Source organism: Streptomyces sp. CA-179760, from assembly GCF_050937045.1.
GTDB lineage: Bacteria > Actinomycetota > Actinomycetes > Streptomycetales > Streptomycetaceae > Streptomyces.
Map to the genome: position 1 here is coordinate 81,598 of NZ_JBNJLZ010000001.1, position 22,528 is coordinate 104,125.

Here is a 22,528-nt window from a genome sequence, read left to right on the forward strand (position 1 = left end):
ATCAAGGGTGTGAATGGTGTGAGACCGGGATCGCCTGGCCCGCCCGTCAGTGGCGGTGCGGGATCCAGGCGGGCGGAAGGGGCCGGTGCGGTCGCCCGTCGTACGGCGTGTTCATGCCCCGCTGCCGGCCCAGCACAGAAACCATTCCCCCCGATACGCCACCGGATGGCGGCCATTGAGTCGTCACCCAAGCAGATCCGGACAGGCGCGTTCAAGGTTCGTCAGTGGTCCAGACGACTTCCGGTCCGGATTTGGCGATTTCGGAGCGTTCAGCGTCTCAGGTCCGCGTTGTTCGCGGCCGTGATGACGCGGTCGCGTTCAGTGCGGGTGAACAGGTTTTCGGACAGCCAGCGGTCCGCGAGGGTGCGTACGGCACGCACGAACTGGGCGGAGGCCGGAAAGGGGGCCTGTTGCCAGAGGGCGTCGAGGAAGCTCTCGCCGTCGGGGCGGGCGTGGTTGGGGACACCCGAGTCGGCCGTGCCGAACACGATGACGGGTTCGGAGCGCTTGAAGTAGGCGTGGTAGGGGGCGTCGTTGCCCAGGTGGAAGGGGGCGAGGGTGAGGTTGTGCGTGGTGAAGTGCAGGGGACGGGAGGCGGGTTTGATCGCGTCGGCCAGATCGCCGCGGAGCGTGAAGTCCTGGTAGAAGGAGAAGGTGCGGAATTGCTGTTCCGGGCTCTGGGCTGTCAGGAGGAGCGGGCCGTAGAAGAGCGCTTGGACGGTCCGGTCGTCCAGGGCTCGTTCGATGCGCAGGCGGTAGGGCGTCGAGATACGGACGCGGTCGCCCGGGCGCCAGTTTCTGTTCAGAGTGAGGTAGGTGCCGGGTGCGGCGCGGCCCCCTTGCGGGGTTCCGTTGACCGTGACCGTGACGCCTGTCGTGGCCCAGGACGGGATGCGGAGTCTGACGGCGAGTCGGCCGCCGCCCTCGCGGAAGATCAGGGTGCGGACGCCCTCGGCCGGGTAGTCGCTCGTCTGCTCGATGACGAGGCCGCGCTCCGGCCAGCGCAGGGTGGAGGCCAGGTACAGGTTGACGTACAGGGTGTTGCCGTCGGCGGAGCGGAAGTACACGGAGTCCTGGTACTTGGTGTGGTTCTCCATGCCGGTGCCGCCGCAGCAGGTGCCGGTGTTGCCGTATCCGCGTCGGACGCCCGGGCCCATGCCGACGAAGTAGGTGACCTCGGGACTGTCGGTGCCGGGCGCGTCCCGGCGGGAGGCGAGGATGTGGTTGGTCAGACCCCGCTCGTAGTAGTCCATGTACGCGGGGTCCGGCTCGTGGAAGAAGAGCTGCCGGCTCAGCTTGAGCATGTTGTACGTGGCGCAGGTCTCGGCGTTCTTGTCGTCGAGGGTCGCCGCGATGGCGCCCCGGGCGCGGAACATCTCGCCCTGGCCGGTGCCGCCCAGGGCGTAGGTGCGGGAGCCCTCGACCATGCCCCAGAAGTTGCGGGCCGCGGCGGCGTAGGTCTCTTCGCCTGTGTGGTCGAACAGGCGGAGGTAGCCGGTGAACTGCGGGATGTGCTGGTTGGCATGCTTGCCTTCCAGGACGTCTCGGTTCTCCACGCAGGCGTCGAGCAGCGTGGTGTTGTCGAAGCAGCGGGCGGCGGCGAGGTGTTCCGGTCGGCCGGTGAGGGCGTAGAGGTCGGTCATGACCTCGTTCATGCCGCCGTACTCGCCGGCGATGTAGATCGACCACATGCGTTCCAGCTGCGCCTTCGGCAGCCGGCCCAGGCGGCTGTGCACCCAGTCGCCCATCTTGGCGGCGATCGTCAGCGCCTGCTGATTGCCGGCCAGGGTGTGCGCGTCCAGGAGGCCGCGCATGATCTTGTGACAGGTGTAGTACGGCGCCCAGATGGTGGGGTACGTCGTGTAACTCTCCAGGAGGATGAACTGGGTCTCCGGGTAGGCCGCCAGGTAACCGGGGTGGCTGGGCTTGGGGTCGCCGCGTTCGGCGAGGGCCTGCTGGCATTCGCCGAGGGCCGTGACCAGGTGGTCGAGCTTGGACTTGAGGGCGGCCTCGCGGGTGTCGGCGTAGGCCTGCGCGATGAGGCTGAGGAAGTGGCCTCCGTAGTGGCCGCGCAGGTTGCCGTCGGCGGTTTCCCAGCCGCCGGGCGGTCGTGCGCCGCGCGTGTCCAGTCCGGCGTTCGCGCGGAAGACGGCCAGGACGCGGTCGGCCGGGTAGGCGCGGGCGTAGTCGAGCATCAGGTCGCGCTTGGCCCGGAAGACGCCCCCGCCGAGCGTGACCTGATCCAGGCCGAAGGGCCGCACCGCCCAGGTCGGCTGGGCGGGCAGCGCTCGCGCGGCGGTCTTCGCGGTCTTCGCTACCTCGGCGGCCTCGGCGGTGAAGCCGGCGGTTGCGGCCTGGGCCGTCGGGCCGGAGGCGATGAGCGGGGTCGCTGTGGCCGCGGCGCCGGCGGTCAGGCTCAGCACGCGGCGCCGGGTGGGTGGCTGGGACATGGCGCACTCCGATCGTCGTCGGTCGTCGGTCATCGGCGAGCGGGAGAAGGTCCGCTCGGGTCGTGCGGGGGTGGCACGGTGATCGTGGCCGTGGCGCGGTGGGAGGTGTCCGGCACGGTTCCCCTGACCTCGAAGGTTCCGGGCCCGGCGTACTGGTCCGGATCGACCGGGTCCCAGGTCACTCGTGTCCGGCTGTCCCTGGAGCCGTCGTTGTACGTGGCGACCACCGTGGCGGGGAGCGCGGGGGCTCTGCCGGGGCGGGTGGTGACGCGTTCCTCCGCGATGCTGGTGATCTCGACCGCGTCGGTGTGCCGTACCCACACGGTGGCGGTGACCGGCTGGGCGGTGCGGTCGGCGAGGCCGGTGACCGTGACACTGGTGCCGCCCTCGGCGACCTGGTCCTCGGTCAGGGCCGGCCAGGCCACGGGGGAGCGGGCCGTGGATCCGTCGGGGTAGACGAGCGTCACCTGCCCGGGCAGGTCGGGGATCGTGCCGCGGAGAGTGGGGATGTGGATCTCGCGTACCGACTCCGGAGCCTCGGCGTAGACCTTCCACTCCTGTACGCCGAGGGCCAGATTCGGGTGGCCGGTGAGCTTCGCCCGCAACGCGGTGGTGGTGACCGGCGTGAACGTGGTCCGGTTGTAGCGGTTCTCGGCGGTGCCGTAGCCGCTGGGCGCGGGGACCTCACGCCAGGTTTCGCCGTCGCGGTACTCGATGACCCACGAGGCCGGCACTCCCACACCGTCGGCCGCGCCTGGCTGCGCGTCGCGGAAGAAGTACAGGTCGGACCCGTCCACACGGACCGGGTCCTCCCAGGTGTACTGGATCCACTGGGTGTCTTTCTGGGGCCAGCTGCCCCAGCGCGGGGCGTCGGACGACGAGGCCGGTTCGCGGCCGTCGTTGATCGCTGCCGCTGACTCCCAGCCGGAGGTGTAGGACGCCGTGGGGGTCGCGGAGGGTGCCAGGTTCACCCGGCCGTCGCCGAGCTCCTCCACCTTCACCACGACCCGCTTCGACGACGTCAACGTGCCGTCGGTGGCCGTGAGTTCGAGCGTGTAGGTGCCCGCCTTGGTGAACCGGGCGACGGTGGTGGGGGCTCGGGGGTCGTCGAAGATGACGGTGCCGCCGTCGGGGCCGTCGGCCGTCTTCCAGGAGGCGGAGAGTTCCCTCTTCGGCAGTCCGTCGTCCTCGGTGACGCCGGTGAGCCTGACCTGGCCCGGCCGGGTGTATGTGGGGTCCCGCCAGGCCTCGACGTAGGGAGGCCGGTTGCGGGCCGCCGGCGGGCGGGCGTCGGTGTCGAAGGCCTGGATCTCCTTCAGGCCGCTGGTGTGGCCGTCGCGGTGGCGCATGAGCACGCGCAGCTTGGCCGTGGTCACCTCCTGGAAACGCACCCGGTTGAGGTTGGCGCGCGGGTAGGCCGGTGACTTGGCGGGCCGGGACACGTCCTTCCACTGGCCGGCCCGGTCCTGGTACTGCACGGTGTAGAGGGCCGGTTCGGCGTACCCGCCGGGCTTCTTGTCGCTGGAGAAGTGCAGCCGGACGTCGTCGACCGTGCGGGTGCGGCCGAAGTCGATCTCGTACCAGTCCTCGGTGTTGCCGGAACCTCGGGCGCCCCAGTGGGGCTCGTTGACGGTGAAGCCGTCGACGGCACCGGCGACGCCCCGGCCCTCGGCCTCGTGGGAGGCACGGGCGGTGGCGCCGGCGGCGAGGTTGTTCCCGGCCGTGCCCGTGAGGTCCCGGCCGGCCTTGGCGAACAGGTCGGTGACGCGCTCCTTCGGGCCGTAGGTGACGTCCTGCGCCTTGGCGATGTCCGTGCGCAGGCCGGTGGTCCTCGCCTTGGCCCCGCCGCCGTCGGGGAAGGTGACCTTACGGGTCTCGGGGTCGTAGACGAGGTGGGTGAGGCGGTCCGCGGTGAAGGCGAGCTTGCCGTCGAGGTAGAGGGAGTACCCCTCGGGGACCTTCTTGCCGTACGGGCGCTTCCCGTCGCCCGGTTCGTCCCACAGGACGGCCGCGTCCGTGCCCCGGTAGTTGATGTCGGTGACCGCGAAGTGCGGCCAGTCGATGTCGATCGGCCACAGCTCGATCTTCCGGTCGTCGCGCGGCCTGAACCCCATCGCGTCCTCGATGACGGTCCAGTTGGTGGTGCCGAGGACGGTGTGGTGGATCCAGGAGCGGTAGCCGATCCTCTGCGGGTCGGCACTGCCGTCGGACCAGAATTCGTTCTGGTCGGGGTACCGGTTGTCCCCGTCGACGTAGTGGGCCCAGGCGTTCCAGGAGAGCAGCTTCTTGTACCAGGTGCTGTCGATGTACTTGCTGGGGTACTTTCGCAGCACCGAGGAGAGGAAGCGGAAGGTGACGGTGGAGTTGATGACGGAGAAGTTGTTGCTCCCGGGGTGGCCCTGTTCCGCCGCTTCCGCCTTGTCGGCCTGGTTGGCCGTGAAGAACGGGAAGACGGGGTACTGCTTCGCGTCCGCCCACAGCCGCAGCGCCTCCAGGTACTGCGGGTCCTCTTCCGGCGTGGGCATCAGGCCCACGCTGTACGGGTAGTAGTTGTTGATCTCCTTCCACGGCACCAGGGTGTCGCTGGCGACGTGCCGGTGCTTGAGCAGTTTGTCCTTCGGGTCCCAGAGGTGGTCGAGGACCGCCTTCTTGACCCGGTTCGCCGTCCCGCGCATCTCGTCGGCCTTCGCCTTCTCGCCGAGCAGGTCGTAGGCGCGGGCAGCCGCCGTCGCGTTGCTGTGGACGTAGGCGGATTCGGCGCGGTCCAGGTTTCCGGGCTTCCAGTCGAAGGAGACCGCGTCGGCGTCGTTGCCGGTCATCGCGCCCCAGTCGTACTCGATCAGCCCGTTGCCGTCCTCGTCGTAGTTCTCGAGCTGGCCGCGGACGTCCTTCTCCGCGTACCGGGCGAGGTTGCGCACGATGCCGTCGGGGCCGCCGTGCACCTGGTAGGAGCGCCAGGCCGCCTCGGAGATGTACTGGGTGTAGCTGTTGGACCAGTTCTCCGGGTCGCCCGGGTTGTCGGTGAACTTGCCGTTCTTCGAGACCTCTCCGGCCGACACCCACGGGCCGTACGAGTAGCTCGGGTCGCGCAGGTACTTGAGGTCGTCGACGAACATGCCGACGGTGAGGGCGATGGCGTTGTTGTAGCCGAGGACGCCCTCCATGGAGGTGGGGAACTGGTAGTCGCTGCCCGGGATGTCGGCGTCGAGGTAGTTGTAGCGCAGCAGCCACCAGCGGTAGTAGAGCGTCTTCTCGATGTTGTCGTCGGGGACGTCGAGGTAGGGCAGGTTCTCGGCCCACCAGCGGTTGTACGTCTGGACGTGCCGGCGGAAGGCGGTGGCCGGGGAAGCGGTGCGCACGGAGTCGTACTCGGTGCGCGAGTCGGTGATCTCCTCGGTGACGAAGCCGAGTTGGACCTTGGTGCCGAGGGTGTGGCCTGCCGGCAGGGTCAGCGTGCGGGTCAGCGACTCGTCCCCGGCGGTGAAGCCGTCTCCGCTGAGGCGGGGGAAGACGGTCGTGAGGTTGTTCTTCGCGGGCACCGTGCCGGTCAGCTCACGGCCCTCGGCGGTCGTCGTGTACGGGGATGTGGCGCTCAGCCGGACCTCACGGCGCTCGGGGCCGGTGTTGGTGAGGGCCAGGTTCGTGACGGCGGCGTTCGCCTCGGTGATGAACTTGGTCTGCGTCACCTTCAGGCCGGTGGCCTCGTGGGTGAACTCGCTGCGCCAGTAACTGGGGGTCTGTGTGCGGGCGCCGGTGTTCTCCCGCAGGGTGAGGTTCTCGCCGTCGACGTTCAGGGTGATGGTGTACGCGGACCGGTTGTCGATGCTCTCCCAGTAGGCGACCTTGCCTGCGAAGCCCAGCCGGGACGGTTCGTGTTCCTTCATGAATACGGCTCGTCCCCGGGTGAACAGCCAGTCTCCCGCCGGGTCCTCGCCCTTGCGGGCCAGCATGCGGTCCATCCAGAAGTCGGTGCCGTCCCCGGCCCTGCGGTCGGCCTCGTACTGGGCGCGCAGGGTGCGGTGGACGGTGAAGCCGGCCGGGAGGGCGGGGACGGGGTGGTCGGATCCGGAGTAGACCGGGTAGCCGATCGCCGTGTTGTCCGCCGCTGCCGGGCCGGTGGCGGCGAGCGGAGTCAGCAGGCCCAGGGCCAGCGCCCCGGCCAGGATGCCGCGGCGGTGTCGTCTTCGCTGTGCGGTCACGGCTGCCTTCCGGTGGGCGTCGTCGAGGGCGGGGTCGTCGGCAGCCACACGCGCATGGTCGAGGGCCCGCGGTTCGCCCAGGAGTGGTAGGGGACCAGGGTGATGGCCTCGGGGCCGGTCGAGGGTGCGGTGGCCTCGTCGACCGGCCGGTACGGCCAGGCGGTGTCGTGCGGTTCGGCGAGCTCACCGGGCGCGAGGACCGTGTCGCCCGGCCCGTCCTCCGGTGCGGCGGACGGGTCCACGCGGAGCGCGTCGACGTCGTGTCCGTCCGGCAGGTCGGTGGATTCGGCGCAGTACACGAGGGGCCCGCGCTGGACGGCCACCGTGGCGCGTGTCGCGTCGATGCGGGGGTCGGACCGGATCCAGCGCGGGGTGACGGGCAGTTCGAGGCGTATCTCGTCGCCGGGCCGGAAGACCCTGGTGACCTGCGCGGTGCCCGGGGCGACCGTACGGCGATTCCCGTCCGGGTCGACCATCCGGGCCGTCTCCCCCGCCGTCCACGCGGGGACACGCAGGGACAGGGTCCAGGGGCGGGCCGGGGAGCGGCTGATCCGCACGGACACGGTCCCGCCGGACGGGTAGTCGGTACGGACCCGCAGCGCCAGGCCCTGCCCGTCGGCCAGGGAGGTGGCGAGTTCCGCGTCGGCGTACTGATGGAGTTGCAGGCCGTCGTCGTCCGCCGTGGCCAGGTACGCCGGCAGCTGGGCGAGCGTGCGCGCCACGTTGGTCGGGCAGCACGACACCGCGAACCAGGGAGCGCGCAGCCCCGAGTCGGCGCGCGGGCTGACGCGGTCCGCCGGGGGCGGAGTGCCCCGGTGACGGCGGTGCAGCGTGTTGGCGTAGAAGAAGGACCGGCCGTCCTCGGACGGGGAGGCCGCGATCACGTTGAACAGGGTCCGCTCGGCCAGGTCCGCGAAGCGCGGCTCGCCGGTGGCGAGCAGCAGCCGCCAGGCGAGCATCACGGAGGCGACACCGGCGCAGGTCTCCGAGTAGGCGCGGTCCGGTGGCAGCACGAAGTCGTCGCCGAAGGACTCGTCGCGGTGGTGCGAGCCCATCCCGCCGGTCAGATAGGTCCGCCGGGCGACCGTCGTCTCCCACTGCCGTACCACGGCGGCGAGCAGCGCGTCGTCCCCCGTCTCCACGGCCACGTCGACCGCGCCGGCCCCGAGGTACAGGGCGCGCACGGCGTGTCCGCGCAGGGCCGTGGCCCGGCGTACGGGCAGGTCGTCCTGGAAGTAGGCGGGGCCGAACTCGATGTCGGCCAGGCGGCCGTGGCCGCGCCGGTCGAGGAACAGGGCGGCCTGGTCGAGGTAGCGCTGCTCCCCCGTCAGTCTGGCGAGTTCCACCAAGGCCGTCTCGATCTCCGGGTGCCCGCAGACGCCCTGGTTGCCGCCCGGTCCGAAGGCGGCGCAGAGGTGATCGGCGGCCCGGCGGGCGATCTTCGTCAGCTCGCCCTCGCCCCGGGCGCGAGCCTGGGCCACACCCGCCTGGACGAGATGCCCGTGACAGTAGAGTTCGTGGCCCCATTCGAGGTCGCTGTAGCGGGGCTGCTGCCCGGGCCGGCCGAAGGCGGTGTTCAGATAGCCGTCCGGGTGCTGGGCGGGGACGATGACGTCGGTGAGCGCCGCGACGTCCCCGTCGTACGAAGCTCCCTCCCAAGCCATGGCCTCAAGAAGCTTGTAGATCTCGGAGTCGGCGAACTCCCGGCCCCGCCGGTCCCGGTGGATCCGCCCCTCGGCGGCGGCCCGGAAGTTGCCGGTCCAGCCCTCGCGTTCCATCCAGTCGCGGCAGTGGCCGAGCGTCGCGGTCGCGTTGGTGTGGCGGCGCCGGGCCCAGAAGCCGCCGGTGATCCGGACCTCGTCCAGGCCGAGCGGGCGCAGCCGCCCCCGGGTCGGCGCCACCGGCAGCACGAGCGGGCGTGCCGTGTTCTCCCTCACCAGTCCATGCCTTCGTCCACGTCCTTCCGGTGGTCCGTCTTGTCCGTCGAAGCGGCTCTGGGGTGGCTCAGCCCTTGAGGGCGCCGGACATGAAGCCCCTGATGTAGTGCCGTTGCAGGAGCAGGAAGAGCAGCAGGCAGGGCACGGCGAGGACCACCACGCCCGCCTCGGTGGCGCCGTAGTCGACGGCGCCCATGCTCTGCTGCCGCAGGTTGGCGACGGCCAGGGGCAGGGGTGCCTTCTCGCTGTCGGAGATGAGGATCAGGGGTGCGATGAAGTCGTTCCAGGCGGCGAGGAACGCGAACAGTCCCACGGTGATCAGTCCCGGCCGCACCGCCGGCAGCAGCACGCGGCGCAGCGCGCCCGCCGTGCCGCAGCCGTCGACGAGGGCTGACTCCTCCAGCTCGCGGGGCACCGCCTCGAAGGAGATCCGCATCATGAAGGTGGCGAACGGCAGCTGGAACATGGCCAGGACCAGGCTCAGTCCGATCAGCGAGTTCTGCAGCTGGAGACGGCCCAGCAGGACGTAGAGCGGGATGAGGAGGGTGGCGTAGGGGACCATGAGGATGGCCAGGGTCAGCAGGAACAGCAGGTTCTTGCCGGGGAAGTCGAAGCGGGCGAAGGCGTAGCCGCCCAGCAGGGACACCCCCAGGGTCAGCGCCACGGTCAGCGCCGAGACGACCGTGCTGTTGAGCAGGTACCGCCACAGGCCCGCGTCGTAGTCGAGCAGCGTGCGGTAGTTGCCGAGGCCGTAGCCGGACTGCTGGGCGGTGCCGGGCTGGCCGCTCACCGACGCCCAGGCGTTCCACAGCAGGGGGAAGAGGAAGATGACGGCCAGGGAGCCGGCGACGACGTAGTGGGGCGTCCGGCCCAGGGCGCGGGTGAGCACCGTGGTGTCCCTTCTCATGAGGCGGCGGGAGTCATGACTCGTCGGCGCGGCGCAGGCCCCGGAACTGCAGGGCGTTCAGCAGGAGCAGCGCGGCCAGTACGAGGATCGAAAGGGCCGCCGCGGTACCGAGGTTCAGCCGCTGGAACGCCTCCCGGTAGATCAGCTGGACGACGGTGACCGTGCTGTTGTCCGGTCCGCCCTTGGTGAGGATGAAGAACTGGTCGAAGGCGAGCAGGGAGCCGGTCACGCACAGCAGGAGGCACAGGGCCAAGGAGGGCCGCAGCAGCGGCAGGGTGATGGAGCGGAAGGTCTGGGCGCGGCTCGCGCCGTCCATCCGTGCCGCTTCGTACACCTCGTGCGGGATGCGCTGCAGGCCCACGAGCAGGATCAGCATGTAGAAGCCGGCGAACTTCCAGACGATCAGGAACACCGTCGACCACAGGGCCGAGGCCGGTGAGCCGAGGAAGGACACCGGGTCGTCGACGAGTCCGAGGGCTTCGAGGATGCGGCTGAGCGGGCCCGTGGTGGGGCTGTACAGGCCCCAGAACAGCAGGGACGCGGAGGCCAGCCCGAGGGCGCCGGGCAGGAAGTAGACCGTGCGGAAGAAGCCCGCGCCCGGGCGGGACTCCTGCACCAGGAGGGCCAGGAGCAGCGCCAGGGCGAGCAGGACGACCGTGACGATCACGGTGTAGAGGAGGGTGAAGCGGATCGCGGGCCAGAACAGGGTGCTGTCGGTGATGTCGGTGTAGTTCTCGGGCGCGTTGGCGCCGCGGTCTCCCGCGAGCAGCGGCCAGTCGCTGAGCGACATCTGCCCGACGAGCAGCAGGGGCAGCAGGAAGAAGACCGTGACGAACACCGCGGTGGGGGCCACGTAGGCCAGGCCCTTGACCTTGCGGGAGCGCCAGCGGGGCGGGGGTGTACCGGCCCGCTGCCGCGGCGGGGGCATGTGCTCGGCCGTCGCCGGGTCGGCCGCTTTCACCGGCATGGCTCTCCTTCGCCGTAGGACGTCTGGCCGTAGGGCGTCTTGGCCGTGGAACGTCTTGGCCGTGAGTCGTCGGGAGGGGCGGTTCAGTCGGCCAGTGAGGCGGTGACGGCGTCGTTGTCCTTCTCGACGGTCTTCCCGTCGCCGAAGACGGCGTGGCGCATCAGCTCCAGCCAGGGCCCGTTGGGGTCGTTGAAGGTCTGGCCGAACTTCATCGCGTACGGGGTGCGGCCCTCGGCGACCAGTTCGTTGATGGTGACCAGGCGCGGGTCGGCCTTGGAGTACTTGTTGGACGCCAGGTCGGTGCGGGCCACCACGTCCTTGTGCGCGGCGACCACGTCGACCTGCGCCTTGTCGCCGAGGGACCAGGCGAGGAAGTTCCAGGCCTGGTCGGCGGACTCGCTGGTGGCCGAGATGCCTATGGCGTCTCCGCCGACGAAGGTGGACTTGCCGCCGTCGGGGCCGGGGATGGGCGCGACGCCGAGGTCGAGGTCCTTGGGCATCAGTCCGAGCGTGGTCGACGGCATCGGCATCACGCCGACCTTGCCCTTGGGGAAGATGCCGGTCCAGGTCGTGCCCGTCTCCTCGCGGGCGCCGGGCGCCACGATGTCGTCCCGCACCCAGCCGCGGTAGGTGTCGTAGACCTTCGTCGAGGCGGGGGAGGCGAGGTTCGCCTCGGTGCCTTCCTCGTTCAGGACGTCCTCGCCGGCCGCCCAGACGGACGGCCACCAGGTGAAGACGCCGCAGCCGCCGCAGTTGCCGCCGAAGAAGGTGCCGTCGACACCACCGCCGAGTGCGTCCACGGCCCGGGCCTGCCGGTCCCACTCGCGCAGGGTGGTGGGCGGCTTCTCAGGGTCGAGCTTCGCCTTCCGGTAGAGCTCCTTGTTGTAGAAGAGCACCGACAGGTCGAGGGTGTGCGGGACGACGTACTTCTTGTCCTCGTAGGTGCCGGCCTTGATGTGCGACTGGGCCAGGTGCTCGGCGAAGGGCAGGGCGTCGACGCGCTCGGTGAGATCGGCGAAGAGACCGCTGGAGGTGTAGTTGGGCACGAACACGACGTCGGAGGCGAACAGGTCGGGCAGGTCGCGCGATCCGGCCGCCGCGCCGACCTTGGCCTGGTAGTCGTCGGTGGGGACGACGGTCAGTTCGATCTTGTTCTTGTGGCTCGCGTTGTACGCCTCGACCAGGGCCTCGCTCTGCGGCCGGGTCGCGGCCCGCGTCCACATCGTCAGCTTGGTACCGTCGTCGACACCGCCGGCGGCCGCCGCCTTGTCCCCTCCCCCGCCGGAGCCGTCGTCGTCCGAGCCGCACGCGGTGACCAGGCTCGCGGTGGCGAGCAGGGCGATGGCACCTGTGACGAGGCGGCGTATGTGTCCACGCGGTCCGGCCGTGCTCCCCGTGCTCCCCATGGTCGATTCCCCTTGTGTCGCGGCGGGCCGTGCGCGGGCCCACCGGTCGGGACAATGATGTGGTGGCACTGAACTGAGTGGCGGAAACGGGCCGAAAAGGCTTTCTGAGACGCTAAGGACGCATCCCACGACCCGTCAATCCCCTTACGTGAAGCGGTTTCTGGGCTGAACTCGAAAACCCGTACCAGGGCGGGACCGAAAGTTTCCGCGTACTGTTCGGGGTGCCCTCGACGGCGTCGGCAGGCGACGCGAGACAGGAGAATGTCAATGGCACAGGCCACCGGCCCCTCGCGTTCGCAGCCCGCCACCCTCAGCGATGTCGCCCGGCTGGCGGGCGTGTCGATCGCCACGGCGTCCAAGGCCCTCAACGGCCGCAGCCAGGTGCGGGCGGAGACCAGAACGCGCGTGATCGAGGCGGCCGAGCGCCTCGCGTTCCGCCCCAACCAGGTGGCCCGAGGGCTGCTGGCCGGACGGACGGGCACCGTGGGGCTGCTGACCAGCGACCTGGAGGGCCGGTTCAGCATCCCGATACTGATGGGCGCCGAGGACGCCTTCGGAGCGGGCGAGGTCGCGGTGTTCCTGTGCGATGCCCGGGGGGACGCGATCCGTGAGCAGCACCATGTCCGCGCGCTGCTGGGCCGCCGGGTCGACGGGCTCATCGTGGTCGGCAGCCGGACCGACCCGCGTCCGTCCCTGGGACGGGAGTTGCCGGTCCCCGTGGTCTACGCGTACGCGCCGTCGGAGAATCCGGAGGATCTGTCCATCGTCCCGGACAACGTCGGCGCGGGCCGGATCGCCGTCGAGCATCTGCTGACCTGCGGCCGTACCCGGATCGCACACATCACCGGCGACCCCGGGTACGCCGCCGCACGGGAGCGGGCCGAGGGCGCGCGGGCCGCGCTCGCCGGCGCCGGCCTGGCCCCGGTGGGCGAGCCGCGGTTCGGGGCCTGGTCGGAGGGCTGGGGGCGGGCGGCCACCGCGATGCTGCTCGACCAGCACCCGGAGGTGGACGCCGTGCTGTGCGGCAGCGACCAGATCGCCCGGGGCGTCATCGACGTCCTGCGAGAGCGCGGCCGGCGGGTGCCGGAGGGCGTGGCGGTCATGGGTTTCGACAACTGGCGGGTCCTGACGTCCGCGTCCCGGCCGCCGCTGACCAGTGTCGACATGAACCTCGAACAGGTCGGACGGGCCGCCGCGCACGCCCTGTTCACGGCGATCTCCGGCGGCACGCGCCGCTCCGGGACCGAGACCCTGCCCTGCCGGGTGGTGATCAGGGGCTCGACCGTGCCGCTGTCGTGAGGTGCGGCGCCCCGTCGCGGCTCAGGTCGCGAGTCGGTCGAGTGCCGCCAGGACCGGTGCCACGCCGTCCTCCTCGGCCAGGCGGCGCGCCACGTCCCGGGCCCGGTCCCGATGGGCCGGGTCGCTCACGGCCCGGCGCAGGGCGGGAGCGAGCGTGTTCGCGGTGAGGCGGCGCAAGGGGACTGCGCAGGGGGCGGTGCCCAGAGCGACGAGACGGGCTGCCCAGAAACCGGCGTCGAACTGCACCGGCACCGGCACGGTCGGGACACCCGCGCGAAGGACGGCCGCGGTGGTGCCGGCTCCGGCGTGGTGGACGACGGCGGCCATCCGGGGAAACAGCAGCGCGTGCGGCACATCGCCGACGGTGATCACGTCGTCGGTGCGGGCGGCGAGGCCCGCCCACCCCTGCTGGATGATCCCCCGCAGTCCGGCCTCGCGCAGGGCGCGCACGATCTCGCCGCTGAGACGCTCAGGGTCCGGCACGGTGGCGCTGCCCAGTCCGATGAAGACGGGGGCGGGCCCGGCGGCGAGGAACTCCTCCAGTTCCACGGGCAAGGACCGGGTGTCGTACGGCCACCAGTACCCGGCGATCTCCAGCCCGGGCCGCCAGTCCCGCGGCCGGGACACCACCACTTCGCTGAAGCCGTGCAGCACCGGCCGCCGCGCCCGCTCATGGGCCCGGCGGATCGCGGCGGGGCCGGTCAGGGTCATGCCGTGCCGGGTGCGCAGTCGGCGCACGGCCCGGGTGAAGACCTGGTCGACGGCGGTGGTGACGGCCAGTCCGCCCAGGTGGTTGCCCACAGTGCCGAGGGAGCGTCCGCCGAGCATGGGTGCCCCGAACTCCCCTGTCGGGTGCTGGGGTTGGAGGAACAGTCCGAGGCTGGGCAAGCTCAGTCCCTCGGCGATGGCGCGGCCCAGCGGTGCCACGGCTCCGGCGGCCAGCACGACGTCGGCGCCGCGTGCCGCCCCGACGAGGTCGTCGGTCATCTCCTCGGCCGCCGACCGGGCCATCGAGACGATGCGCAGCAGTTTGCCGAGCCCTGTCGTGCTGGCGTGCAGGCCGCGGCCGCGCTCGGAGTGCAACTCGGCGTGCGGGTCGACCGAGGTCGGATGGAACCGCACCCCGGAGCCGGCGGTCAGCGGCTCGAACAGGGCGTGGGTGACGAGCGTGACCTCGTGCCCGCTGCGCGCCAGCCGCGCGCCCAGCCCGGTGTACGGCGCGACGTCGCCGCGCGATCCCGCCGTCATGATCACCAGCCGCATGGGTCCCAGTGTGGCCCGGCGAGGCGGACGACGCGCGGTGGACGGTGGCAGGCGTCCGAGAATCGCCGGTGCGGGTGAGGCGTGGAGAGTGGCCGGTACCGCGGTGGTCGAGGCTCGTGGGCCCGGTGCCCAGCACCTCGCTGCGTCCGGTGGCGGCCACCCGGTTGTCCGAGACCGAGGACTGACGGCCTCGTCATAGACCCCTTGAGGCAACCCGGTCGCCCCGCGAAGCGTCCTCCCCGGCGAGCGGGATGGATTCGCCGGCCTGCCCGACATGTGAGGGGGACGAGGATGAGTGACAAGGCCCGCAGACTGTTCGAGGAGCTCGACCTCGACCATGACGGGGTTCTCACCCGGGAAGAGGTGATCGTCGCTCTGCTGACGAACGGACCGTCCCTGGCGGCCTCCGGCGTCCTGCCGTTCTGGGGAGTGCAGGACGCCGACGCTTCCTCCGCGCTGTTCGACACCGCCGACCAGAACGGTGACGCGGTGCTGACCCTGGAAGAGTTCACCGTGGTGGTGGACCGTCGGTTCGGCTGGAGCTGACGACCCCGTCCCACCGCCGGCCGCCACTCTGGCGGAACTCCATGCGCGTCACACGGGTCCGGCCCGGGGGGGAGGCGACAGCGCCGGCTCACCGGAAGGCCGGCATCACTTCCTTGACGAACAGCTCCAACGACTTGCGCTTCTCCTCGTGCGGCAGGCTGGCGTCGATCCAGAAGCTGTACTCGTCGACGCCGGGCTCCTCGCCCGGCGCGGCCGCGTCACGGAGATACCTGCTCGAGCGGAACCTGCGCGAGGCCGATGAGGCCGTGGAGCGGGACGACCGGGAGCGGTACGCGGAGTTGGTCCAGGAGTTCCACGACCTGCTCATCGCCGGTGCCGACAACAGCAGACTGGAGGCCCACTACCGGATGCTGATGAACCAGCTGGCGTACTCCCGGCTGGTGCACACGTCGCTGGGGCAGCCGGGCCGTGCCCTGCAGTCGGACCGCGAGCACCACGTCGTACTGGAGCTGATCCTGGAGAAGGACGGCGACAGCGCCGAGCACGTGATGCGTGAGCATGCGCGGGCCAGCCGGCGTGCCCTGCTGGCGGGGCTGCTCATCGGCGGTTCCAACGAGAGGTTCGACGGGGCGGGTTCCTGATACCGACACAGGGAGCCGGGTCCTCCCCCGCGGTTCGGCGGCTGAGGCCCCGGCTCCCCTGCTGGTGCGAAGGATCAGGACGACTGTGCGCTCTGGTACAGGTTCTGCGCGTCGGCGCCGAAGTACGGGCCGTACATGGCGTTGGGCAGGAAGTTGTACTTGAAACTGTTCACCGAGGACTGCAGTCCGGTCCCGGTGGCCTCGTCGAACTGGGTGAACCACGGGCCGCCGCTGGAGCCTCCGGTCATGTTGCAGGTCAGACCGTGGTCGCTGGAGAGCAGGAAGTCCCGGAAGGTGGTTCCGCTGCAGTAGACGAACTTCTCGCCGTCGTACGGAGCGGCGGCCGGGAAGCCGAAGGAGTACATGGGCTTGCTGTAGCCGGTGTTGAAGGCAAGCCCCTGGCCGCCGACCACATCGGTCAGCCGCTTCCCGTCCAGCGGGGCGACGACGGCGGCGCCGATGTCGTGGTTGATGTCCTCACTGGCCGTCCACTGCGGCGTGGACAGGGTCCTGGACGCGGCCCAGGTGCCGTACGGGCGCTGCCCGTCGTGATAGCCGGGCACGAACACCCAGTCGGTGTGCCAGGCCCCCTGCATCTTCACGCAGTGCCCGGCGGTGACGACGGTGCTCTTGTTGGCGCTGGTGACGGCGTTGCCGGAGCAGGAAGCGGTTCGCCCCTGGTAGGTGAAGAACACCCGCCCCGCGGTCTTGGCAACCGCTCCCCCGCCGGTCCAGGGGCCGCCGCCGTGCGGGATGGCCGTGGGGCCGACGTCGGAGACGGGTGCGCTGGGTGCCACGACGGTCGCCTTGCCCTTGCGCGGTGCGGATGCCCGTACGTCGGAGCGGTCGACGGACAGGATGTCGAGCGGGGTGGCCGCGCGCATCCGCTGCGGGGTCCAGAAGTCGAGGGCGCTGGATTGCGCCGAGGGCGCCATGACTCCTGCTTCGGGCGCGGCGCTCGCCGGGGGTGCGGCGCTGACGCCGGTCGCCAGGAGTGCGGCGACGCCTGCGAGTGTGCCGAGGAGGGTGTGGCGAACGCGGGTGGCGCCGCCGGAGGGGCGAAGGCTGCGGGGTCTGCCTATCACGCGGTCTCCTTCTGCTGCGGGGGCCGGGCGACGGGGAACCGTCCGCCCGGTCAGGCAGGGGTGTCACTGCGGACAGTCAGAGGGCAGCGTGCCACCAGAAGACCGATATGGACAGGTGCATGTCATAACGATGGCCGAATCATCACCTCCTCTCCGCTCCGCTGCGCGTGTCCGGACGGAGAAGGACCCGGCCTCCAGGGTGGAGGCCGGGTCCGCGGCGGGGCGTGAAGGTCAGAGGGCGGGGCCGGTACCGCCGGGCTGGACGCGTCCGCGCCAGGCGCCGGACTCGGCTCCGCGCTCCTCGATGAACTGCTTGAAGCGCTTCATGTCACCCTTGACCCGGCGGTCGATCGTGCCCGTCATGTCCGCTGCCTTCTCCGCGGCTCCGCTGGGCTCGATGTCCATCACCAGCTCGACCCTGGTGTGGGTGTCGTCGACGCGCTCGAAGCGGACGGACCCCCTCTGATTGATGTCGCCGCTGGTCGTGCGCCACGTGACGCGCTCGTCGGCCAGCTGGTCGACGATCTCGGTGTCGAACTCGCGCCGCACTCCACTGATCTTGGTGGTCCAGTGGTTGTGGCGGTCGTCCAGCTGCCTGACCTCCTCGACGCCCTCCATGAAGTTCGGGAACTCCTCGAACTGCGTCCACTGGTTGTAGGCGGTGTGGACGGGAACGTCGACTTCCACGGTTTCCTTGACGGTGCTCATCTCCATGCCTCCGTTTTCGCTGGTCGACTGCAGGAGGCCCATCGGCCCGCTTCACAGGTCCGGGCCCGTGGCGGGGCGGGTACCCGAGATCTTGGGGTTGGCACACAGATCCATGCTCTCGGTGCCTAGAAACGGTGCTGCTGCTCCGGCTGCCCGTACGGCTGACCGCCCTGGTCGCCCGCGCTCTGGGTCTGCAGCTGCTCCGCCTGCTCCTTGGTCACCTTCTGTTCCGCGCCGCAGAAGGTGCACTGCGTCAGATACTTCGTCGAGATCGGGAACAGCGGCACGAAGAACAAAGTGAACTTGGTGACGCGCTTCCTGAGCGTGTGCGCGGCGGGATTGCCGCACTGCCCGCACACCAGCGTCAGTATCGCCAGCTGGTACAGGTACCCCTTGGTGCCAAAGATGATCACGTGACGGTCCTTCCCGGATCGGATCTGCCCCCAGTGTCCTGTATCGCGGTCCACCAGGACGAGCCGGCAGCCCGTACGGCCCGGGACACATCATCGCGGCCCGGGCCGTACGGTGCCGGTGCTCAGCCCGACAGTGCCGTCAGCACCACGCTCTTCGCCTCCTCCTGGACCCGGCCGAGGTGGTCGGGGCCGAGGAAGGACTCGGCGTAGATCTTGTAGACGTCCTCGGTGCCCGAGGGGCGGGCCGCGAACCAGGCGTTGTCCGTGGTCACCTTGATGCCGCCGATGGGGGCGCCGTTGCCCGGGGCCTCGGTGAGGACGGCGGTGACCGCGTCTCCGGCCAGGGTGTCCGCGCTGACCTGGGCCGGGGAGAGCTTGGCGAGGAGTGCCTTCTCCTCGCGGGACGCCGGCGCGTCGATCCGGGCGTAGGCGGGCTCGCCGAAGCGGGCCGCCAGCGTGGCGTAGTGCTCCGACGGGGTCCTGCCGGTGACCGCCGTGATCTCGGAGGCGAGCAGCGCCAGGATGATGCCGTCCTTGTCGGTGGTCCACACGGAGCCGTCCCGGCGCAGGAAGGACGCCCCAGCCGACTCCTCGCCGCCGAAGCCGATGGTGCCGCCGGCCAGCCCGTCCACGAACCACTTGAACCCGACCGGCACCTCGACCAGCTCGCGGCCCAGGTCGGCGGCAACGCGGTCGATCATGGCGGAGGACACCAGGGTCTTGCCGATGCCGGTGGCGGCCGGCCAGCGGTCGCGGTGGGCGTACAGGTAGGAGATGGCGACGGCCAGGTAGTGGTTGGGGTTCATCAGGCCCGCGTCCGGGGTGACGATGCCGTGCCGGTCGGCGTCGGCATCGTTGCCGGTGGAGATCTGGAAGCGGTCGCGCTGCTCGATGAGCGAGGCCATCGCGTACGGCGACGAGCAGTCCATGCGGATCTTGCCGTCCCAGTCCAGCGTCATGAACCGCCAGGTGGGGTCGGTGTGCGGGTTGACCACGGTGAGGTCGATCCCGTGCTGTTCGGCGATGCGGCCCCAGTAGGCGACGGACGCCCCGCCCAGCGGGTCCGCCCCGATCCGCACCCCGGCCGCGCGGATCGCGTCCAGGTCGAGCACGCCGGGCAGGTCGGTGACATAGGTGCCCAGGAAGTCGTGGCGGCCGGTGGTGGGGGCGGCGAGGGCCCGGGCGTAGGGGACGCGCCGTACGTCCTTCAGGCCGCCCCGGATGATCTCGTTGGCCCGGTCCTGGATCCAGGAGGTGGCGTCGGAGGCGGCGGGGCCGCCGCTGGGCGGGTTGTACTTGAACCCTCCGTCGGCGGGCGGGTTGTGGGAGGGCGTGACCACGACGCCGTCCGCCAGCCCCGTGGTGCGGCCGCGGTTGTGGGCGAGGATGGCGTGCGAGACGGCCGGGGTCGGTGTGTAGCCGTCCGCGTCGTCGATCAGCACCGTCACCTCGTTGGCGGCGAACACCTCCAGGGCGGTGACGCGCGCGGGCTCCGAAAGGGCGTGGGTGTCCGCGCCCAGGAAGAGCGGGCCGTCGATGCCCTGCTCGGCGCGATACTCGCAGATGGCCTGGCTGGTCGCGGCGATGTGGTCGTCGTTGAACGCGCTCGCCAGGGACGATCCGCGGTGTCCGGAGGTCCCGAACGTGACGCGCTGCCCCGGGTCGTCCAGGTCGGGGTGGAGCGCGTAGTACGCGGTCACCAGCCGGGCCACATCGACGAGATCCTCGAAACCGGCCGGATTGCCCGCTCGCTCGTGCTGCATGGGCCCGCTCCTCCGCATGGGTTGAACCTTCGCTTGCGGGTCTCATCCTTCCTCGTCGCGGCGGTGCCGCGCGAGGGGGACACCACTACGAGGGCCGGATGTGTGCCAAGCCACGAGAAGGAGACGTTTCGGACGGCGGGAGTTGCTGTGGAGCACGCGTAGGCGGTGCCGTCGGGCGCTGATACACGCCGGGGACCGCAAGGAGGCGGCGCTGCGGACCACCGGGGTATCCGGTGATGCGCGCGGCGCCGCCCGTCCTCCTCGTGGCCGTCACGTCGAACGCCCTCGCGTGATCAGATCCGTCCGCCGGTGAACCGGGTGACGGGGCCGTGCGTGCCGCGTTCCGCGCGGCGTCCCACCGCGTACGACGCGGCGCTCAGGGCGGTCAGGCCGGCTCCGACGCCCGCGGCGACGAGCTTGCGGTGGGCGATGACCGTCCAGGCCGTCTTGGCCGTGGCCGCGACGTGCCCCGAGGCCGTGACGACCGCCTGGCGGCCGGCTTCGACGCCCTTGGCCGCGGTCTGCATGGCCGCCGTCGTCGCTTCGGCGGAGCGCTCGGCGCCGGCCTTGACCGCTGACCCCGCGTCATCGGCCTTGGCCGCCGCACGCTTCGCGGCCTGGGTCGTCGGCGCGGTCGCCTTGTCCGTCGCGTTGCGCGCCTTGGACTCCGTCGTCCGAATGGTGGTCGGCTTGTGATTCGTGCGCTTGTTCTGTTCAGTCATGTCCACCGACTTGCCTCTGACTCCGTCGGCAAACACGTTCGGTCGCCCGCCATCGGGCCGGGTGAGGGCTGAGCCCCTCGTCTCAGGGGTAGGCGGGCTACAGACAACAAGCACGTCAGACACGAGGGAAGGTGCCTCATGGCCAACATCCTGGATCGCATCAAGCAGTTCGCCCGGAGTCCGCAGGGGCGGCGGGCCGTCGAGCAGGCGCGGCGGGCCGCGGCCGACCCCCGCAAGCGGGCCCAGGCCCAGCGCCTGCTGGGCAAGCTCCGCGGCCGCCGCTGACCGGACCCGGCACCCGCACCGGCCGCGTCACGAACCTCCCGGTGGCCAACTCCTTGTTCCGACAGGTGTGTTCATGTCCGGTTCGGGCACTTGGGTCGCACCACACATGAGAGGAGCTGGTTCGATGAGCAGGACAGAGAACGGCAGGAGGGTCTGTGCCTTAGGCGTCGCCGGTGTCTTGGCGGGAACGGTGCTGACCGGCTGCGGCGGCGACGGGGACACCGGCGACGGAGCAGGGGGTTCCTCCGCCGGGCGCGGCTCACAGGAGCAGGGCACCCAGGCGGTGCGCTCGGCCTACGACAGGACGGCCGAGGAGGACACGGCCAAGGTGAGGCTGCGGGTGCGGACCTCGGCCCAGGGCGCCTCGGAGTCGGCCGACGGGCAGGGCGTCGTGGACCTGGACGACGGCGACAGCGTCATGACGCTCACCGTTCGGGGGCAGCGGATCGAGCAGCGCGTGATCGATCAGGTGCTGTACCAGAAGATGCCGAAGGGGCAAGCGCCGGCCGGCAAGCCCTGGATCAAGATCGACCTGGGGAAGGTCGCCGAGAAGCAGGGCGCCGGCGACAACTCCATGAGCGATCCGGCGCAGTCGGCGGCGTACGCCAAAGCCATCACGGACAAGGACGTGACCAAGAAGGGCACGGCCACGATCGGCGGGGTGAAGACCACGCACTACCGCGTCTCCGTCGACGTCGCCGAGCTGCCCAACGGCGACACACTGCGCGAGCAGGTCGGTTCGACCCTGCCGATGGACGTATGGCTGGACGACGACGGCCGGATGCGCCGTCAGCAGATCGACATGACCCTCAAGGCGCCGACGCCGGCGGAGCGGTCCTCCACCGACGCCTCGTCCGCGCCGCAGAAGGTCACGGTGCGCACGGTCATGGACTTCACCGGCTTCGGTACCGAGGTGGAGGCGGACGAGCCGCCTGCCGGGCAGGTCACCGACATGACCGGCAAGGCCCTGGAGCAGGGCCAGGGGCAGAGCTGACACCGGCTCATCCAAGGTCACGGCCGCGGACCCGCCGTACGAGGTCGTCCGCGGCCTCCGGCCAGGCGGGGTGGCCGAAACCGAAGCCCGCTTCCAGCAGACGGCCGGGGACGACGCGCCGGCTCTTCAGCAGCAGTTCGGTGTCCGAACGCAGCACGAAGGCGCCGGCCTCGGCCATCCAGCGTGTCGCGGGCAGACCCACGGGCATCCCCCAGGCGCTGCGCAGGGAGCGCATCAGGTCCCGCTGAGGCAGGGGCGCGGGAGATGCGAGGTTGACCGGGCCCTCGATGTCGTCCCGGGCGACGAGGAACTCCACCGCCCGGACGAAGTCCCGGTCGTGGATCCAGGACACGTACTGCGCACCGCCGGCGACCGGGCCGCCGAGGCCGAGCCGGGCCAGCCGCAGCAGGACGTCGAAGACACCGCCGCGGTCCGGGCTCATCACCATGGCGGCGCGCAGGGCCACCTTGCGGGTGTCCGGCGTGTCGGCCATCTCCTGCTCCCGCTCCCAGGCCTTGGCGATGTCGACGCTGTAGGCCCAGTAGCCGGGGGTGCCGGATTCGGCCCCGCCGATCACGCCGCCGGCCTCGTCGTTGGGCGCGTCGAAGCGGTGGGCGTAGATCGTCGCGGTGCTCATCTGGAGCCAGACCCGGGGCGGGCGGGCGGCCTTGGCGATGGCCTCGCCCACGATTCGGGCGGAGTCGACCCGCGAGTCCATCATGTCGCGGAGGTTGGCCGGGGTGTAGCGGCAGCTCACGCTCCGCCCGGCCAGGTTGACGACGACGTCGCTGCCGTCGATCTCCTCCGCCCACGGCCCCGAGGTCACACCGTCCCAGTGCACTTCGCCCTGGCCCGCGGGGCGCCTGCTCAGCACCACGACGTCATGTCCTGCGGCACTCAGCGCGCGCTTCAGGACCGTGCCGACCTGTCCGGTCCCGCCGGGTATCACGATCTTCATGAAGGTCTCCCTCTCGACGTGCGG

At 70.8% G+C, this 22,528-nt stretch carries 18 protein-coding genes; 5 read left to right on the forward strand and 13 right to left on the reverse strand.

Annotation, left to right across the window (positions count from 1 at the left end; genetic code table 11):
• Positions 1–269: 269 nt before the first annotated feature.
• The 6 genes from ACQEV8_RS00415 to ACQEV8_RS00440 all read right to left on the reverse strand — a co-directional run bounded on the left by ACQEV8_RS00415 (position 270) and on the right by ACQEV8_RS00440 (position 11,866).
• Complete coding sequence (locus ACQEV8_RS00415) at positions 270–2,450, reverse strand: glycoside hydrolase family 127 protein (protein ID WP_432956315.1); 2,181 nt, start codon at positions 2,448–2,450, stop codon at positions 270–272.
• Between the two features lie 29 nt (positions 2,451–2,479).
• On the reverse strand, positions 2,480–6,697 hold the full coding sequence (locus ACQEV8_RS00420; RefSeq protein WP_432956317.1) for an Ig-like domain-containing protein: 4,218 nt from the start codon (positions 6,695–6,697) through the stop codon (positions 2,480–2,482).
• On the reverse strand, positions 6,646–8,586 hold the full coding sequence (locus tag ACQEV8_RS00425; protein ID WP_432956319.1) for a glycoside hydrolase family 127 protein: 1,941 nt from the start codon (positions 8,584–8,586) through the stop codon (positions 6,646–6,648). Before ACQEV8_RS00425 ends, ACQEV8_RS00420 begins: the two co-directional genes overlap by 52 nt.
• A 67-nt stretch (positions 8,587–8,653) precedes the next feature.
• Positions 8,654–9,475 (reverse strand): carbohydrate ABC transporter permease, encoded by an 822-nt coding sequence (locus ACQEV8_RS00430; RefSeq protein WP_184599061.1) that lies wholly within the window; start codon positions 9,473–9,475, stop codon positions 8,654–8,656.
• Positions 9,476–9,506: 31 nt separating this feature from the next.
• Positions 9,507–10,460, reverse strand: coding sequence for a carbohydrate ABC transporter permease (locus ACQEV8_RS00435; RefSeq protein ID WP_432956321.1), 954 nt, complete (start codon positions 10,458–10,460; stop codon positions 9,507–9,509).
• Between the two features lie 83 nt (positions 10,461–10,543).
• Positions 10,544–11,866: an ABC transporter substrate-binding protein gene (locus ACQEV8_RS00440; RefSeq protein WP_432956322.1), complete on the reverse strand. Its 1,323-nt coding sequence runs from the start codon at positions 11,864–11,866 to the stop codon at positions 10,544–10,546.
• Between the two features lie 267 nt (positions 11,867–12,133).
• On the opposite strand from ACQEV8_RS00440, the gene ACQEV8_RS00445 reads away from it, so the two are divergent.
• On the forward strand, positions 12,134–13,165 hold the full coding sequence (locus ACQEV8_RS00445; protein ID WP_432956324.1) for a LacI family DNA-binding transcriptional regulator: 1,032 nt from the start codon (positions 12,134–12,136) through the stop codon (positions 13,163–13,165).
• A 21-nt stretch (positions 13,166–13,186) separates the two neighbouring features.
• Here ACQEV8_RS00445 and ACQEV8_RS00450 read toward each other — a convergent pair whose 3' ends face one another.
• A complete protein-coding gene (locus ACQEV8_RS00450; protein WP_432956326.1) occupies positions 13,187–14,428 on the reverse strand; it encodes a glycosyltransferase in 1,242 nt (413 codons plus the stop codon).
• A gap of 291 nt (positions 14,429–14,719) precedes the next feature.
• Between ACQEV8_RS00450 and ACQEV8_RS00455 the strand changes: the two genes are divergently transcribed.
• Both ACQEV8_RS00455 and ACQEV8_RS00460 read left to right on the forward strand, forming a co-directional pair.
• Entirely contained in the window at positions 14,720–14,974 is a 255-nt protein-coding gene (locus tag ACQEV8_RS00455; RefSeq protein ID WP_432956328.1) for an EF-hand domain-containing protein, read from the forward strand.
• A 113-nt stretch (positions 14,975–15,087) separates the two neighbouring features.
• Positions 15,088–15,576, forward strand: coding sequence for a GntR family transcriptional regulator (locus tag ACQEV8_RS00460; protein WP_432956330.1), 489 nt, complete (start codon positions 15,088–15,090; stop codon positions 15,574–15,576).
• A 74-nt stretch (positions 15,577–15,650) separates the two neighbouring features.
• Here the strand turns inward: ACQEV8_RS00460 and ACQEV8_RS00465 are convergent, their stop codons facing one another.
• The 5 genes from ACQEV8_RS00465 to ACQEV8_RS00485 all read right to left on the reverse strand — a co-directional run bounded on the left by ACQEV8_RS00465 (position 15,651) and on the right by ACQEV8_RS00485 (position 20,267).
• The gene (locus ACQEV8_RS00465; RefSeq protein WP_432956332.1) at positions 15,651–16,661 is read right to left on the reverse strand and encodes a trypsin-like serine peptidase; all 1,011 of its coding nucleotides are present in this window, start codon (positions 16,659–16,661) and stop codon (positions 15,651–15,653) included.
• A 231-nt stretch (positions 16,662–16,892) separates the two neighbouring features.
• Positions 16,893–17,369 carry an SRPBCC family protein gene (locus tag ACQEV8_RS00470; protein ID WP_432956333.1) on the reverse strand — a complete coding sequence of 159 codons (477 nt, stop codon included), beginning with the start codon at positions 17,367–17,369 and terminating at the stop codon, positions 16,893–16,895.
• 125 nt (positions 17,370–17,494) lie between these two features.
• A complete protein-coding gene (locus ACQEV8_RS00475) occupies positions 17,495–17,782 on the reverse strand; it encodes a zinc-ribbon domain-containing protein (RefSeq protein WP_432956335.1) in 288 nt (95 codons plus the stop codon).
• A gap of 122 nt (positions 17,783–17,904) precedes the next feature.
• Positions 17,905–19,545 (reverse strand): phosphoglucomutase (alpha-D-glucose-1,6-bisphosphate-dependent), encoded by a 1,641-nt coding sequence (gene pgm / locus ACQEV8_RS00480; protein WP_432956337.1) that lies wholly within the window; start codon positions 19,543–19,545, stop codon positions 17,905–17,907.
• 293 nt (positions 19,546–19,838) lie between these two features.
• Positions 19,839–20,267 carry a hypothetical protein gene (locus tag ACQEV8_RS00485; RefSeq protein ID WP_432956339.1) on the reverse strand — a complete coding sequence of 143 codons (429 nt, stop codon included), beginning with the start codon at positions 20,265–20,267 and terminating at the stop codon, positions 19,839–19,841.
• Between the two features lie 138 nt (positions 20,268–20,405).
• Here ACQEV8_RS00485 and ACQEV8_RS00490 point away from each other — a divergent pair, with 138 nt between their 5' ends.
• Positions 20,406–20,552, forward strand: a complete 147-nt coding sequence (locus tag ACQEV8_RS00490; protein WP_193482844.1) for a hypothetical protein — start codon at positions 20,406–20,408, stop codon at positions 20,550–20,552.
• Positions 20,553–20,676: 124 nt separating this feature from the next.
• Positions 20,677–21,546, forward strand: a complete 870-nt coding sequence (locus ACQEV8_RS00495) for a hypothetical protein (RefSeq protein ID WP_432956341.1) — start codon at positions 20,677–20,679, stop codon at positions 21,544–21,546.
• Positions 21,547–21,553: 7 nt separating this feature from the next.
• On the opposite strand, the gene ACQEV8_RS00500 is transcribed toward ACQEV8_RS00495, so the two are convergent.
• On the reverse strand, positions 21,554–22,504 hold the full coding sequence (locus ACQEV8_RS00500; protein ID WP_432956342.1) for a DUF1731 domain-containing protein: 951 nt from the start codon (positions 22,502–22,504) through the stop codon (positions 21,554–21,556).
• Between the last annotated feature and the right edge of the window lie 24 nt (positions 22,505–22,528).

What these genes read in the sequence shown, in the direction of transcription:
- ACQEV8_RS00500 (WP_432956342.1), bottom strand. Translation starts at nt 22,504, where the DNA reads ATGAAGATCGTGATACCCGGCGGGACCGGACAGGTCGGCACGGTCCTG.
- ACQEV8_RS00485 (WP_432956339.1), bottom strand. Translation starts at nt 20,267, where the DNA reads ATGACTGAACAGAACAAGCGCACGAATCACAAGCCGACCACCATTCGG.
- pgm (WP_432956337.1), bottom strand. Translation starts at nt 19,545, where the DNA reads ATGCAGCACGAGCGAGCGGGCAATCCGGCCGGTTTCGAGGATCTCGTC.
- ACQEV8_RS00455 (WP_432956328.1), top strand. Translation starts at nt 14,720, where the DNA reads ATGAGTGACAAGGCCCGCAGACTGTTCGAGGAGCTCGACCTCGACCAT.
- ACQEV8_RS00450 (WP_432956326.1), bottom strand. Translation starts at nt 14,428, where the DNA reads ATGCGGCTGGTGATCATGACGGCGGGATCGCGCGGCGACGTCGCGCCG.
- ACQEV8_RS00440 (WP_432956322.1), bottom strand. Translation starts at nt 11,866, where the DNA reads ATGGGGAGCACGGGGAGCACGGCCGGACCGCGTGGACACATACGCCGC.
- ACQEV8_RS00445 (WP_432956324.1), top strand. Translation starts at nt 12,134, where the DNA reads ATGGCACAGGCCACCGGCCCCTCGCGTTCGCAGCCCGCCACCCTCAGC.
- ACQEV8_RS00470 (WP_432956333.1), bottom strand. Translation starts at nt 17,369, where the DNA reads ATGAGCACCGTCAAGGAAACCGTGGAAGTCGACGTTCCCGTCCACACC.
- ACQEV8_RS00415 (WP_432956315.1), bottom strand. Translation starts at nt 2,450, where the DNA reads ATGTCCCAGCCACCCACCCGGCGCCGCGTGCTGAGCCTGACCGCCGGC.
- ACQEV8_RS00490 (WP_193482844.1), top strand. Translation starts at nt 20,406, where the DNA reads ATGGCCAACATCCTGGATCGCATCAAGCAGTTCGCCCGGAGTCCGCAG.
- ACQEV8_RS00495 (WP_432956341.1), top strand. Translation starts at nt 20,677, where the DNA reads ATGAGCAGGACAGAGAACGGCAGGAGGGTCTGTGCCTTAGGCGTCGCC.
- ACQEV8_RS00435 (WP_432956321.1), bottom strand. Translation starts at nt 10,460, where the DNA reads ATGCCGGTGAAAGCGGCCGACCCGGCGACGGCCGAGCACATGCCCCCG.